This is a genomic window from Hahella ganghwensis DSM 17046 (genome assembly GCF_000376785.1).
Classification (GTDB): Bacteria; Pseudomonadota; Gammaproteobacteria; order Pseudomonadales; family Oleiphilaceae; genus Hahella; species Hahella ganghwensis.
The window spans coordinates 1-15,205 of sequence record NZ_AQXX01000098.1 but is presented as its reverse complement, the minus strand read 5'-3'; the positions used below and the strand labels follow the sequence as shown (position 1 = coordinate 15,205).

The 15,205-nt window shown below is 49.9% G+C and carries 14 protein-coding genes; 12 read left to right on the top strand and 2 right to left on the bottom strand.

Annotated elements, in window-relative coordinates:
* Positions 1-234 precede the first annotated feature (234 nt).
* The 8 genes from dnaX (at position 235) to F566_RS0108960 (ending at position 9,420) form a co-directional block, all read left to right on the top strand.
* Positions 235-2,949, top strand: coding sequence for a DNA polymerase III subunit gamma/tau (dnaX, locus tag F566_RS36255; protein ID WP_083921038.1), 2,715 nt, complete (start codon positions 235-237; stop codon positions 2,947-2,949).
* A 2-nt stretch (positions 2,950-2,951) separates the two neighbouring features.
* Positions 2,952-3,278 (top strand): YbaB/EbfC family nucleoid-associated protein, encoded by a 327-nt coding sequence (locus F566_RS0108990; protein ID WP_020406656.1) that lies wholly within the window; start codon positions 2,952-2,954, stop codon positions 3,276-3,278.
* Between the two features lie 29 nt (positions 3,279-3,307).
* Positions 3,308-3,913: a recombination mediator RecR gene (recR, locus tag F566_RS0108985; protein WP_020406655.1), complete on the top strand. Its 606-nt coding sequence runs from the start codon at positions 3,308-3,310 to the stop codon at positions 3,911-3,913.
* 70 nt (positions 3,914-3,983) lie between these two features.
* On the top strand, positions 3,984-5,138 hold the full coding sequence (gene rnd, locus F566_RS32380) for a ribonuclease D (RefSeq protein ID WP_020406654.1): 1,155 nt from the start codon (positions 3,984-3,986) through the stop codon (positions 5,136-5,138).
* 146 nt (positions 5,139-5,284) lie between these two features.
* On the top strand, positions 5,285-5,623 hold the full coding sequence (locus F566_RS0108975; RefSeq protein ID WP_033416011.1) for a YcgL domain-containing protein: 339 nt from the start codon (positions 5,285-5,287) through the stop codon (positions 5,621-5,623).
* Positions 5,604-6,059, top strand: a complete 456-nt coding sequence (locus tag F566_RS0108970) for a YcgN family cysteine cluster protein (protein WP_020406652.1) — start codon at positions 5,604-5,606, stop codon at positions 6,057-6,059. The genes F566_RS0108975 and F566_RS0108970 overlap by 20 nt, the downstream gene beginning before the upstream one ends.
* 90 nt (positions 6,060-6,149) lie before the next feature.
* On the top strand, positions 6,150-6,608 hold the full coding sequence (locus F566_RS0108965) for a hypothetical protein (protein WP_020406651.1): 459 nt from the start codon (positions 6,150-6,152) through the stop codon (positions 6,606-6,608).
* A gap of 295 nt (positions 6,609-6,903) precedes the next feature.
* Entirely contained in the window at positions 6,904-9,420 is a 2,517-nt protein-coding gene (locus tag F566_RS0108960) for a VWA domain-containing protein (RefSeq protein WP_245555205.1), read from the top strand.
* Positions 9,421-9,548: 128 nt separating this feature from the next.
* Here F566_RS0108960 and cysK read toward each other — a convergent pair whose 3' ends face one another.
* Entirely contained in the window at positions 9,549-10,514 is a 966-nt protein-coding gene (cysK, locus tag F566_RS0108955) for a cysteine synthase A (RefSeq protein WP_020406649.1), read from the bottom strand.
* 408 nt (positions 10,515-10,922) lie between these two features.
* On the opposite strand from cysK, the gene F566_RS0108945 reads away from it, so the two are divergent.
* The 4 genes from F566_RS0108945 to F566_RS35335 all read left to right on the top strand — a co-directional run bounded on the left by F566_RS0108945 (position 10,923) and on the right by F566_RS35335 (position 14,925).
* Positions 10,923-11,765, top strand: a complete 843-nt coding sequence (locus F566_RS0108945; RefSeq protein WP_020406647.1) for an AAA family ATPase — start codon at positions 10,923-10,925, stop codon at positions 11,763-11,765.
* Between the two features lie 34 nt (positions 11,766-11,799).
* The gene (locus F566_RS0108940; protein WP_020406646.1) at positions 11,800-12,978 is read left to right on the top strand and encodes a vWA domain-containing protein; all 1,179 of its coding nucleotides are present in this window, start codon (positions 11,800-11,802) and stop codon (positions 12,976-12,978) included.
* A gap of 249 nt (positions 12,979-13,227) precedes the next feature.
* Entirely contained in the window at positions 13,228-13,773 is a 546-nt protein-coding gene (locus F566_RS0108935) for a hypothetical protein (RefSeq protein WP_020406645.1), read from the top strand.
* A 15-nt stretch (positions 13,774-13,788) separates the two neighbouring features.
* Positions 13,789-14,925 (top strand): tetratricopeptide repeat protein, encoded by a 1,137-nt coding sequence (locus tag F566_RS35335; RefSeq protein ID WP_020406644.1) that lies wholly within the window; start codon positions 13,789-13,791, stop codon positions 14,923-14,925.
* A 15-nt stretch (positions 14,926-14,940) separates the two neighbouring features.
* Here F566_RS35335 and F566_RS32370 read toward each other — a convergent pair.
* Positions 14,941-15,205 (bottom strand): IS3 family transposase (locus tag F566_RS32370; protein WP_020406643.1); only part of this gene is annotated, 265 nt, incomplete at its 5' end.

Below are 15,205 nucleotides of genomic sequence, written 5' to 3'. Positions count from 1 at the left end.
TATGCACCAATATGGTGCTTATCTAGTTTATCCCGGGTAGCGAAAATAGTGCCAGCTGAATTTTAGAGCATTCTTGCTGCCGGAAAGGGGATACCGGGTGGCTTTTGCCAGGCCCTTAAGTAGATTGATGTGAAACTAACGCTGCGTGGTGCAGTCGCCGGTGACAGACTCGGGTCCGCATGATAAGGTTACGCTTTTGACGGTTAAGCCTCTTCTTTCGGTAAATTCAATCGCATGTCGTACCAAGTACTCGCCCGGAAGTGGCGCCCCCAGAATTTCCAGGAAATGGTCGGTCAGGAGCATGTGCTCAAGGCTTTGGGTAACGCACTCAATCAGGACCGCCTGCATCATGCCTATCTGTTTACAGGCACCCGAGGTGTTGGAAAAACCACCGTGGCGAGAATCTTCGCCAAAAGTCTCAACTGTGAGACGGGGATATCCAGCCAGCCATGTGGCGAGTGTGCGGTGTGTTGCGAGATAACCGAAGGCCGTTTCGTTGATCTGATTGAAATAGACGCGGCATCCCGCACGAAAGTCGAGGATATGCGCGAACTTCTGGACAATGTGCAGTACGCCCCTACCAGAGGGCGCTATAAGATCTACCTGATCGATGAGGTGCACATGCTGTCCAACTCGAGCTTTAACGCATTGTTGAAGACGCTCGAGGAACCACCTCCACATATCAAGTTTCTATTGGCGACGACTGATCCGCAGAAACTTCCGGTTACCATTCTGTCCCGGTGTCTGCAGTTCAACCTCAAAAACATGTCGCCTGAGAGAATTGTTCGCCACCTGACCCATGTTCTGCAGTCTGAACAGGTTCCCGCTGAAGAAGCAGCTCTTTGGGAATTGGCCAAGGCTGCCGAAGGGAGTATGCGGGATGCTCTGAGCCTGACTGATCAGGCCATTGCGTTCGGCAATGGGGAGGTTAAGGCAAAAGATGTCATTGATATGCTCGGAACCATTGAAAAGCATGTGGTTCTGGAGTTGTTGCAACTGGTCACCGTGTCAGACACTGCCGGTGTGCTGGCCAAAGTTCAGCATATGGCGGAGTTTTCTCCGGATTATGCCTATATTCTGCAGGCTGTTGCGGAACTTCTGCATCGGGTGGCCATTGAGCAGGCCGTTCCGGGCGCGATTGATAATAGTTTTGGTGACCAACAGCAGGTAGTGTCCCTGGCCAGGCAGATGGCTGCAGAAGATACCCAGTTGTTCTACCAGATTGCTTTGACCAGTAGAAAAGATCTGGCTTTGGCGCCCGATCCGCGGATCGGGTTTGAAATGGCGTTACTGAGGATGATCAGTTTCAGGCCAAATGCAAAGTCCGCCCGCGAAATTCACAGCGGTGGCTCAACTGCGGTGACTTCTGGCAGCAATGCTGACCAGGAGAGCGACCCGGCACCTGATTCCAGTTCTTCGTTAGACAATGCTCACTCTGCCAATGCTCCTTCGACCAGTAGCGCTTCAATCAATACATTCTCTGAAGGTCAGCCTGCGTATGATCGTGCTGACCAAAATCGAGCTGATCAGCCAGTTTCTGATCTGGGCGGTAATAAGCAGGAAGCTGCAACGTCAAAAGATGATGAGCAAATTACGGAAACGCATGATGAGTCCGCGCAGACTGATCATACTTCTCAAGCACTGGTTGGTAGCCGAGAACCCGTAGCGACTTCAGAGACCACTACAACTGAAGTTGGTCAGAATGAAGGCCCTGCAAACGATGCCCGTGCCAATGAGGGTCGCGTGAATGAAAGTAGCTCCGATGAAGGTGGTGTCAATATTAGCCGTGTCGGTGCTCATGACAGGCATGGTAACGGTGGGGAGTCACATCAGTCGGTAGAAACGGGTGTTACTAATGAGCAGCCCGGTTCGGAACCTTCAGCAGAACAGGTGTCTCAGCAACCTTCGGGAATTGACGAAGTATCCGCTGGAAATTCAGTCGCTGGTCAGGAAGAGCAGGTTCTGCAGGATACGACTGATTTTGCTGCCCAAACGCCTTCTGTCACTCCCCGTCAGTCGTCCGCGCAAACCGGGGGCGGGACCAGTCCAGCATCTGCGCCTCGGACCGAGTCTGGCGATCAAACATCTACTGAGAGTCGGCCATCATCTCGAGCGAATGAGAATCAGTCGAGGATGTCTGCTGGTAATGATTCTGGATATGCTGACTATCCAGAGTATGGACCGGACGATTTTGAAGCGAGCTATGATGATCTGATTCCGGTACGTGAGTCCTATGACTCAGCCTTTGCGGAGGCAGCCCCCTCTGCCACGCCTGACAGGGGGCAAGTCCAGCGGAATGCAGGGGGCAATTCTGTGTCAAGTAGTGCAGCGGGCACATTTTCAGAGAAGTCAGTCTCTTCCCATGCAACTCCTGTCGCCAACCCGGCAGAGAGCATTACGGCGTCAGTAGCTGGTGACGGTCTGGAAGATGATGCGGAAGACGATTTAGAGAGCCAGGAAGATGAACTGGAGTCTTATCAGCAGTCTGCCAAGAGCATGGAAAGAGATTTCGATGTGGCTCATGTGAGTAAATCTCAGGGTGGAGAAGAGCCGCGTCTGAAAGGCATGACCTGGGATGAGGCGTTACGCCGTCTGTCTGTGTCGGGAATGACCAGAAGCCTGGCACAACGCTGTATCCTGCAGGATGTGTTGGGGCAAAGGGTTGAATTTGTTATCGACCAGGACCATTTTGACTTTTTCAATGAAGTCCACAGAACAAGATTGCAGGCCGCGTTATCGGAATTTACCGGTGAAAACGTTACAATTGAGGTCGTTGTCGGGGATTCACCGTTTTTATCCCCGTTACAGAAAGTTGAGAAGAAGCGCGCCGAGCTGCAGGCTGAGGCTGAACGTGAGATTCAGAATGATGCTTACGTCAATGCCATGATCCAGCGGTTTGGGGCAACATTGATAGATCAATCCATAGAGCCGATTATTCGGGAGCTGTAGACATGTTTAAAGGTAATGTGGGCGACCTGATGAAGCAGGCCCAGAAGATTCAGGAACAAATGCAGAAGGCCCAGGAAGAACTGGCCAATGCTGAAGTTCAGGGTGAAGCGGGAGCCGGCATGGTCAAGGTCATTATGAATGGCCGTCACGATGTTAAAAAAGTCGAGATTGATGCCTCGCTGATGCAGGAAGATAAAGACATGCTGGAAGACCTGATTGCTGCCGCTGTAAACGATGCAGTACGTAAGGTTGAATCGAACAATCAGGAAAAAATGTCCAGCCTGACGTCCGGTATGGGAGTTCCTCCTAATTTCAAAATGCCGTTTTAATCCATTGCACATTCAGGAATCGGTAGCAGATGTCGGGCCGTCTTACCCCCAGTATTGATCAGTTAGTGAAATGTCTGCGTTATTTGCCGGGGGTTGGCCCCAAGTCGGCTACCCGTATGGCATTGCATCTGCTGGAAAGGAACCAGGACCGGGCCGCGGAGCTGGCAATTGCGCTCAGTGAGGCGTTGACCCGGGTGAAGCGGTGCACTTGTTGCCAGAACTTCACGGAAGAGGAGCTGTGTGCGATCTGTTCTGATCCACGCCGCACAGAAAAGCAGATCTGTGTTGTAGAGTCCCCGACCGATGTTGTGGCTTTTGAGCAGACGTCTGCCTATCGCGGAAGGTACTTCGTACTGATGGGGCATCTGTCGCCCATTGACGGAATAGGTCCGCGCGAAATCGGGATGGACAAGTTGCAGTCGAGGCTGCACGAAGCTGAGGTGGAAGAAGTGATTCTGGCCACCAACCCGACAGTCGAAGGGGAGGCGACAGCACACTATGTCGCAGAAATCGCCAAGAGTCTTAACCTCACGGTGTCGCGGATCGCTCACGGAATCCCTGTCGGAGGTGAGCTGGGAATGCTGGATGCCGGTACGCTCAGCCATGCTCTGGAGGGGCGAAAGTCACTTCTTTGAATGCAATCTGACCCTAAACTAAACCTGTCTGTCCCTATTGCGGGCACCATTCATCATTCCGGATAACTCCATGCCGTTACAGCCAGAAGATCTATTACGTGAGCACCAATGGGTTTCATCGGATGCCGAGCTGAAAACCCTGTGTGAAAGGCTGTGCAAGGTAGACTGGGTGGCAGTGGATACTGAGTTTGTCCGTACCAATACCTTTTATCCCATTCCGGGTCTGGTGCAGTTATACGACGGCAATCAGGTGTATCTGATTGACCCTTTGCCATTGAGCGATTGGTCTCCATTGTCTGAGCTGTTTGGCAATCGGGAGGTTTTGAAGGTTTTGCATGCCTGCGGTGAAGACCTTGAACTTTTCTACAGCCTTGGCATAGAACAGCCTCAGCCGCTATTCGATACACAGGTCGCTGCGGCAATGCTGGGTGGCGAATTGAATGAAGGGCTACAGAATTTAGTGGGCAGGCACTTGGATTTGCACTTGCCCAAGCATGAAACCCGGTCGGACTGGACGCTTCGCCCACTTAGTGAGGAGCAGGTCAGATATGCCAAGGAAGATGTGGTGATTCTGATGCCCCTTTTCGAAAAGCAAAAAGCTGAACTGGATACCAAAGGGTATTTTCAATATGTGCTTGCTGAAGGCGCTGGTGCCGCGGCGCAGGCGGCAAACCCAATATCCGAAGACAGCTATTATCTGAAACTGCGGGGTGGCTGGAAGCTTCGGAAGCATGCGCAACAACTGCTCGCCAATCTTGCAGCCTGGAGGGAAAAGGAAGCCAAGAGCCGGAACATTCCCCGTAGACGTATCTGCACTGATGATGATTTGATTCAGATTGCCTTGCGACGTCCTCATACTTTAGGGCATATCACCCAATGCACGAAAATGATGGGAAGTCAGTTAAGGAAATATGGCGCTGCGGTTCTCAAGATCGTTAAGGAAGATCAGGAAAAGGACAACGAAAATACAGAATTTGTTATGATTCGGCCACCGTTGCCCAAATCAGCCAAGGATACTTATCGTCTGACCCGGGAATGTGCTCAGGCGATTGCATCAGAAGCGGGGATTAATCCCGGGTTGCTTGCCAGCAGGAGTATGCTGGAAGAACTGGTGGATTGGTATATTAAAGGGCAATCTGCAGATAAGCCCGGTATCCTCACACACTGGCGGGGCGAGTTTCTCGGTGAGGAACTGCTGGAAACCCTGGAAGAGGCTACAGGCTAACATTGTCGCTAAGTCGAATAACGGCGACTGAAAAGGTTAACGGTAGCTGATAGCGTTGACCGTCGCCGGAGAAAGGTATTGTGGATTACCGGGCAGATCCGGGAATGTTGTTCTGAGTAAAGATTAAGTAGTAAAGCAGAGAGAACATGAATAAATTGTCTTCGGCCGCAAAACGGCTGGTGTCTGTCTACAGGAGTTCCCGTAAAGACGAGATGTATGTCTATGTAGATAAAAAGCAGGGCGTTGAAGAACTACCTGAAGCCCTATTGACACATTTCGGTAAGCCACAGCACGTATTCGACCTGTTGCTGATGCCAGAGAAAAAGCTGGCTCGTGCGAATGTGGAAGAGGTCCTCGAAAAGATTGAAGAGCAGGGGTTTTACCTGCAGATGCCGCCACCGGCAGAAGAGTATATGCAGGACGTTGTAAAGGCCAGGGAATCCCAACCTATTGTCAGCCGCTCAAATGTCGGACAAGAGAGTTGAGCGATGGTGGCAGCTGCCACTGGACAAGTTAAGTCCCGTACAGTGGGAGCAGCTGTGTGATGGTTGTGGGAAGTGTTGTCTGCATAAGCTACAGGACGAAGATACGGAAGAATTGTATTTTACCGCTGTAGCCTGCCGCTTTCTTGATACGGAGGCCGTCAGATGTACCTGCTATCAGGATCGGGCTGTCAAAAATCAGGATTGCCTGGTGATCAAGCCGGATAATATCGAATCCATGCTGGATTGGCTTCCCCAAACCTGTGCCTATCGATTGCGTTATGAAGGGCAATCCTTGCCTGCGTGGCATCCGCTGATTTCCGGTGATGCGCTTCAGATAGTACGTTGTGGTCATTCCGTGAAGCACCGGGTGATTAGTGAGGAGCGGCTTGAACCTGATGCTGATTGGGAAGAACTGATCCTGCTGGACATTCTCTGATCTCTGCAAGGTCATAAAAAAGACTTAGGATGCCAAAGCCTTTTGGGCAGGCATTTATTTGAATTAAATGAATAGTAAACTGTATCTGATATGTTGACTCAATTTGGTTATCTTAGTGCCTGGGCGATCTACCTGGTTGCCGGCCTGGTGTTTTATTTTGCTATGTGGCCGTTGTTTAAACGCCTTGGTCCCCGCCCGGTTCAATTGTTTTTTAGAGCTCTGGTGGCGGCAGTGCTCTTTACGCCGGCCATTTCAGTTCCAGAGCAAGGGTTGTGGGCGCCCGCCTATATCGTTGCACTGGCAAGTCTGATGCAAAACGATGAAGTGCGGGCCTTGCATGCGAGTATGTTCATGGCCGGATCATTGTGTGTGATTGGTTTGTTGTTCGCGCTGGAGTTCATTTTGGGCAAGCTCGGCCGAGGAGGCCAAAAGGCAGCCCCAAAAGCAGCGGTTGATAAGAAAGCGCAAAAAAGTGCTGACAAGAAGCCTAAGAAACCTAAAGTGAAAAAGACCGCCGTGCGTGAGCGTATAGAGCCGCATGTGGATTGATTCCGATCAGTCACCTTCCGCCCTCCATTGCCACCTTGGGGGGCAGCTCATTTCTTTGAAAATCAATCACCTTCATATTGTAACTTAAAGCTATTCTTTAAAATCGCGTTGTAGTCCTCGAAATAACTGCTATAAATTACTAGGGGTTATAGATTTTTTTATTGGGGTTTTACCCAATGAAACGTCAACAGCCCCCTGTAAGCCATCGTTTGTCTGTATGGATGGCGGTTGGTGTTGGTTGGCAGGTTATCTGCCTTCTTTATCAATCAATGAAAGAGTAATTACATTGAGTGACGTGGCGAGTCTGTTTTTGAATAGTCTGTTTCTGAAGGAATTGTTTTCAAAAAGGTTTCAGATCTTTGTTCTGTCGATTGTCGGGATACTCTGGTTCCTGCCGGTGCAGGCCCAGATGGAAGTCCCGTCTACTTCCGATGTCCGGGTATTGATTGATATTTCTGGGAGTATGAAGAAAAACGATCCGAAGAACCTTCGTAAACCAGCATTGAATCTAATCACCGAATTGCTGCCTGAGGGTAACTCCGCAGGTGTCTGGACATTTGGGCAGTATGTAAATGAATTGGTGAAGCATCAACAGGTCACTGCGCAATGGCGCAATCTGGCCAGGGAAAAGAGCAACGAAATCAGTTCGGTTGCTCTGTTTACCAATATCGGTGAAGCGCTGGAAAAGTCCTCGGCAGATTTAAAGGGCGGGGAGGATTATTCCAATACCCACTTTATTCTCTTAACCGATGGTGTGGTGGATATATCCAAGACACCGGGCGCCAATGTCACTGAGCGTGAACGAATACTGACCAAGGTTCTGCCGAAGTTTAAGTCACTAGGAGCCAGAATCCATACGGTCGCATTGTCAAAAAACGCCGATCAATCATTGCTTCAGAATATCTCTGTTGAAACTGACGGTATTTATGCCCTGGCGGAGACGTCAGATGAACTCAGTAAAGTATTTCTACAGGCGCTGCAGACAGCAGCCCCGGCTGAAGAGATTCCGCTTGAGGACAACAAATTTGATGTGGATTCCAGTATTGAGGAATTCACCGCCCTGATTTTCCGATCCGAAGAAGACAGTCAGACGGCAATTATTGAACCTACCGGTGAAAAATTTACGGTCGATAGTAAGCCTGAATATGTGCGTTGGTTTCGTGAGGTCGGTTATGACCTGATTACCGTTAGTCGTCCACTTGAGGGCGAATGGCAACTGGAGGCTGAGCTGGCGCCAGGGAGTCGGGTAACAGTGGTCAGCAATCTCAAAATGGTGATGAAACCGCTACCTTCCAATTTTTACGCCGGTGATCAGTTGGAAATCCAGGTAGCCTTTTTTGAAGATGGCGAGCAGGTTCTCAATTCTTCGTTCTTGGGGCTGGTGGCCGTTGATGTCACGATTAAGACGGAAGACAACAAGTCTGGCACGAAACGAATCTCCAAGGATGGTGAGCCGCCGGCGGATGGTATTTTCAGGGAAAAAGTCACCAAACTGAAAGACGTCGGACGCTATGAAGTATCTGTGCTGGGTGACGGTCGGACCTTCCGTCGCCAGATTCGTCAATTGATTAATCTGAACGCACCTATGGCTGTTGATCTGGAAGCGACCGGAACAGGCGAGGAAACCCGCTATAGAGTGGTGGTGAATGCTCTGAGCAGTCATATCGACAATGAGAAAACATCCATTATCTCAAAAGTGAAGGGGCCTGATGGTAGTAACCTTATTAAGTCGGTGCCCTTTAACCCTGAAACCGGGCGCTGGGAACTGGATATCGAACCCACCAAGGGAGATGGTATATATGAGCTTAACTTACGGGTCGAAGGTGTAACTACCCAAGGCGGTAATTTCCGTTTTGATCCGGAAGTCATTTCTGCTGAATTTCCTAGGCAGGAAGCATCGCCCAACGAATTCCGTTCTCTTGTAGACCAGGAAGGTGCCGCATCAATGAATGAGGCCCTGGCCGAGGCTACGGCGAAGCCAGCAGAGCCGGAAGCGGCGCCAACTGAAGCGTCGGAAGAAAGTATTGTGCCGCCAATTCCTGAGGAGGTTGCGCAACAGGCTCAGGCAGAGCAGGAAGCGGCAATGACAGAAGAGGAAAAGCCGAAGAGTAGTAAACGCACCATCATGTATATTGTTGCTGCTGTTGGTGGCGGGGTTGTTGTCTTAAGCTTGATTGGGCTTGGTGTGTGGGCATTTCTCAAGAAAAGAAAAGAACAAAAACTTCTGGCAGAAAGAACCGGAGCCGGATCCCGTGAACCTCGAACGCTGAAGCAGGAAGAGGAAGCCAAGGAGGTCGCTAAAGCGAAAGCCGAAGAAGATGACACGGAGCCGGATCTGGAAGACGAAATTGAGCAACTGGAGAATCCAGCTTTCGATATGGATGAAGCTCAGGAATTCGGGCTTGAGGATTCGACAGAAGAAGCGCCAAAAACAGAAAAGGCAGAAGAGACACAAGAAGCCGAAGACGATACGGATAACATGGAATTTTCTCTTGAGGACTCTGAAATGTCAGAGCCGGAGCCCCCAGAGGAACCAGAGCCCCTAGAAGAACCGGAGCCTGCCCAGGAACCGGAATTGCCTGAGGAGCCTGAAACTGGAAAGAGCGCTCAGGATGAAATCGATGAGTTGTTGAATCAGGGAGGAGCTGATAAAGAGCCTACTGTTGGTGAGAAGTCAGCTGAGGAATTGGCAGATGAAATTCTGAAGTCCAATGAAAGTGGCGCTGACCCCGACGATGAGTTCAATCTGGAAGATTTTGATATTTCAGATACGGATGATCTACCTTCACCGGAGGATGACAAAAAATCCTAGAAGCTTGGCGTTTCAGGCGAAGGGCATGCTGAAGCCTTATTTTGTTCTCTGCAACGCGAATAGAGTTTTGTGAAGCTGTAGCACAAAAGCACCAATAAAGCCGCCGGAGAATCCGGCGGCGAGAAATATTATTGCTGTAACTCTTTATCAGAAAAGACATCCGTGAACAGTGGGCTGGAAAGATAACGCTCACTGGAGTCCGGTAAAATCACTACGATCGTCTTGTCGGCATTCTCCGGTCTTTCTGCAATCCTGGCGGCAACTGCAACGGCGGCCCCACAGGAGATTCCAGCAAGAATACCTTCTTCTTTCATCAACCTGTGCGCGTATTCAATCGCTTCTTCATTGGTGACCTGTTCCACGGTGTCCACCATTTCCAGGTCAAGGTTTTTGGGGACAAAACCTGCACCGATACCCTGAATTTTATGTGGTGCCGGTTGGACAGTCTGGCCAGCCAGTGTCTGGGAAATAACTGGTGAAAGGGCTGGCTCTACTGCAATTGAGGTGATCGCTTTGCCCTGAGTTTTCTTGATGTAGCGAGATACACCGGTGATGGTGCCGCCAGTACCCACACCTGCCACCAGGATATCAATGCTACCTTCAGTGTCTTTCCAGATTTCGGGGCCTGTAGTCTGCTCGTGTATGGCAGGGTTGGCCGGGTTTTCAAACTGTTGTAATAGCAGATGCTTGTCCGGATCTGAAGCAACAATCTCTTTGGCCTTTTCGATGGCCCCTTTCATGCCTTTGGCGCCTTCAGTCAACTCAAGCTCTGCCCCCAGGGCTTTGAGGATCTTCCGACGTTCCAGGCTCATGGTGTTAGGCATGGTCAGCACCAGGCGGTAGCCGCGTGAAGCGCAGACGAACGCCAGAGCAATACCTGTATTGCCACTGGTTGGTTCTACGATGGTCATGCCCGGTGTCAGGCGTCCGGATTTCTCAGCATCCCAGATCATACTGGCGCCTATTCGGCATTTTACAGAATAGGCAGGATTTCTACCCTCTATCTTGGCCAGGACGCGGCCCTTGGTAACACGGTTAAGTTTAATTAAAGGCGTGTTACCAATGGAAAGAGAGTTGTCTTCGTAGACGGGCATGTGGTTCTCCTTATTAATTTTTGTGCAGGTCGTCAGAACCCGGGTATGGGAGCTTAGTGCAGAACCTGTCAAATCTGCAAATTCAGGTGTGGATACAGGTTTCAATATACGAATCTGTGGTGGTTCCTGGCAAGTTGGAACTTTTGGCCAAGGTTGAGGCAGGATTGACCAGCGTATAAACTCCGACTTTAGTCTAGTATCGGGGTGGAAATAGTGAAGTCTGGCGTTGTTAGCCACTTCACCAGGCACTCATCCCTATAAGGGGCTGAGAAAAGAGAAAGTGACATTCCTGCCCGGATCATTCACACAAAACGTCGATGTGGAGACAGGAATCAGAACAAGGCACCAGTTTCATGGTGCGCGCACCTAAAAGTCAGGCTGAAGGTCTAAACAACGGGATCATATTGAATGAAGTTTACAGGTACTGAAAATTACGTTGCTACCGAAGATCTGCAATTGGCGGTGAATGCAGCCATTGCTCTGCAACGGCCTTTATTGATCAAGGGCGAGCCAGGCACCGGTAAAACCATGCTCGCAGAAGAATTGGCAGAAGCATTGGGTGCCCCGCTGATTCAATGGCATATCAAGTCCACCACCAAGGCGCAACAGGGGCTGTATGAGTACGACGCCGTGTCCAGACTCAGGGATTCCCAGCTTGGGGATGACCGGGTTCATGACATTGGTAACTACATTAAAAAGGGTAAACTCTGGGAAGCTTTCGAGTCTGAGCAGCAGGCCGTATTGCTGATCGATGAAATTGATAAGGCTGATATCGAATTTCCCAATGACCTGTTGTTAGAGCTCGATAAGATGGAGTTCTACGTCTATGAGACTCAGGAACGGGTCAGAGCGACCACCCGTCCGATTGTTATTATTACCAGTAACAATGAAAAAGAGCTGCCGGACGCCTTTCTGCGCCGGTGTTTCTTTCACTATATTAATTTCCCCGACAGAGACACGATGCTGAATATTATCGATGTTCACTATCCCGGAATTAAAAAAGCCCTGGTGAAAGATGCTCTGGATATCTTCTTTGATGTCCGCAAAGTGCCTGGACTGAAGAAGAAACCGTCCACCTCTGAATTGATCGATTGGCTTAAGTTGTTAATGGCTGATGATCTGCCTGAAGATATTCTTCGCAATCATGATGCAAGCCAGGCGATTCCTCCTTTGTATGGCGCTCTGGTCAAAAATGAACAGGATGTCCACCTGTTGCAGAAGCTCGCTTTCATGACCCGCCGGGGCGGATGATGGCGTTGAAGTCTGGAACCAACCGGAGGAACGCATGCTGATAGATTTCTTTATCACACTCAGGAAGTCCAAAGTTCCGGCCACGTTACGAGAGTTTCTGGATTTTCTGGAAGCTCTCCAGCATCGGCTTGCATTTGCCGATATGGACGAGTTTTATTATCTCAGCCGCGCCTGTCTGGTAAAGGATGAAAAACACTACGATAAGTTTGATCGAGCCTTTGCCAGCTATTTTAAAGGATTGGAGGATATGGATGCGCTGCTGGAAGCGCTGATACCTGATGACTGGCTGCGCAAGGAATTTGAGAGGCAATTGAGCCAGGAAGAAAAAGAGCGAATTCAGTCATTGGGAGGGCTCGAAGAGCTGATCGAAGCTTTCAAGAAGCGGCTGGAGGAACAAAGGGAAAGGCACGAAGGCGGAAATAAGTGGATTGGTACCGGCGGTACCTCGCCGTTTGGGGCGAATGGTTATAACCCGGAAGGGGTTCGAATCGGGCAGAAGAATTCTCGCAACAAAAAAGCGGTTAAAGTCTGGGAGCAAAGAGCCTACAAGGATCTGGACGATTCCATCACCCTGGGAATTCGGAATATCAAAGTCGCCTTACGCCGATTGCGAAAATTTGCCCGACAGGGGGCTCAGGATGAACTGGATATGCCGGATACGATTCGCAGTACTGCCAATAATGCCGGCTACCTGGATATCAAAATGGTTCCCGAGCGCCACAATGCGGTAAAGGTATTGTTGTTCCTGGATATCGGCGGGTCGATGGATCCTCACATCAGGGTCTGTGAGGAGTTGTTCTCTGCCGCCAGAAGTGAGTTCAAGCATCTTGAGTACTTCTATTTCCACAACTTCATCTATGAGCGGGTGTGGAAGAATAATATTCGCAGAATGTCAGAAACCACTTCTACCTATGACATCCTGCACAAGTACAGTTCTGACTATAGAGTGATATTTGTCGGGGATGCCAGTATGGCTCCTTACGAAATTACCCATCCCGGTGGCAGTATTGAGCACTGGAATGAAGAAGCCGGAGCCGTCTGGATGCAGCGTGTCATCGACAAGTTCGATAAAGTTGCCTGGTTGAACCCTCTGCCTGAGCAATATTGGGGAGAGGGCGGATCGTTGGGAATTACCCGGCAACTAATTGGCGACAAGATGTTCCCATTGACCATTGAAGGCATGGAACAGGGAATGAAATACCTGAGTAAATAGCTCACAGATCTAAGCCGGTACTTCACTGTGCCGGCCTTTTCCTCCTCATTTGATATCAGGCAGAGCTTTGCTATGCCGCAGAACATAGCTGGCCACCCGAGAATAAGTACCTGCCTAATTTTAACTGTGTCTCGTTTTGTAAAGTTTTGTCTCCGCTGAGTAAAGGAGTTCACACTTTTGTTTCAGAAGCAGTGCTAGTATGTGGGCATGAAATTGTCTGATGGTGTAAGAACCAAGGGGCTAATGCCTATGTTTCCTTTTATTGATAAGGAAGTCCTCAGTAAGGCACTCCTCAAACTGTCTATTGTGCTGCTGGCCTTTGCGGCGGCGTCGGCGAACTCTACAGATAATCTGGCACAACGAACGGAATCGCTCAAAAAACGGGTTATCGAGCTGAACCGGGAACTTTACAAGCTTGAGGAGGAGATTCTTTATCCGGCCAATACACAGGTGGTCGTATTTTTGTCTGTCGCAGAAAATGCGGATTTTGAGCTGGACTCAGTGGAACTGAGTCTCAACGGTATTCTGGCGACCTCCTACCTGTATTCTGAGCGTGAAGTGAATGCCCTGAAGCAGGGAGGTGTTCAGCGGTTGTATATGGGGAGCCTTTCCGCCGGGCCTCATAAAGTGGAAGCGGTTTTCAATGGGCGGGGCGGCAACGACAAGTATTTCCGCAATGCCGCCACCCTGAACTTTGAGAAAGGATCGAGTTCCAAGTTTATTGAACTCAGAGTGGAGCGTAACAATAGCAAAACCAATCTGCCCAGATTCCTGGTCAAGGAAATGCAGCGTTAGCCGGGGCCTTTCCTGATGTCTCTATCTTTCATCGTTCCAATCCGGCTTGTTCTGGGGGTTATGCTGGCTGTTTGCTTACTGGTGTCATCTGCTGCATTTGCTGATGGCAAGGAGCCGGGGGCTGCGGACGAGCTGCTACATCGCGAAGCTCTGTACCATTTCTACAATAATGACTACCTCCAAACGCTGGTATTACTCGAAAACTCGCATATTGGCTCTAATCACATAGACAATGAATTCCATAACCTGAATCACCTTCTGGCGCTTGAAACCAACATGAGGTTCGGGATGGACGCCAGTGTCGATGACATATTGCAGCACCTCGGATTCACTGCGAGGGAACAGGATATCAAGCAGAGTGTCATTCTGTTTAAAGGACGCAGAGCCTATAACGCTGGAGATTGGCGGGAAGCAATCAACCTGTTTGCGGATGCGCTCAAAGGGAGGGGGCTGAAAAAAAAGGAAAAGGATGAGGCGCTATATTATCTGGCGAACAGCTACCTGAAAGTCAGACGGGCGAATGAAGCGGCCAAAGTACTCGGTCGCATTAGTGACGGAAGTCTCTGGGCAGCCTATGGGTATCACAATCTTGGGGTCTTTTATGCCGCTGATGATCCTGACAATAGTCGAGCCTTCGTTTCTCTGAGAGTTGCTTCGGCAATGACGGATGATTCTCTCGAAGGTCTGGAGTTGAATGACAGGATTCAACTGGCTGCCGGGCATATTGCGCTGGACGAACAGGACTATAACAAAGCGCTTTCTTTTCTGAAAAATGTGCGTGCTGCGGGTACCAGTGCCCCGGCTGCGATATACGATTATGGCAGGGCATATGCCGGTCTGGGGCGCTACCGGACGGCGATACAGTCCTGGCATCGCGCCAAGAAATTCGCTTTGGTAATACCTGGTGTAGCGGATACCTTTCAGGCGATTGCCTATGGCTATGAAAAGGAAAACCTGCGTGCCACGGCGATAGATGCCTATCTGGAAGCCATTGCCGTTTATGAAAAAGAAATGCGGCAGTTGCAAACCCTTTCCGCCTCTTTGAAAAAACAGGGGGCTTTGCAGACCCTGGTGGAGATCAAGCGCCAGAACAGCGGGGTGGAATGGTTTCTGGCGACAGATCTTGTGACTAATACTGACGTGGTCAACTGATTTGTGACAACCCAGTTAAGCAACTTCTCGTAATTCTTTCCAGGCCGTTTCATATTGATTCGGGCTTTGGTAATCCAAATATGAATGTAGCCGAAAGCTGTTGTAGAACATCGTGATGTAATGCAACACATCTTGCTGTGCTTCTCGTCGAGTCTGGTAGTGGTGCCATTGAATCCGTTCTTGCTTCAGGCTACCGAAGAAGCTCTCCACTACCGCGTTATCCCAGCAGTTCCCCTTTCGACTCATGCTGCCAACAAAGCCATGGGCTTTTATCAACTGA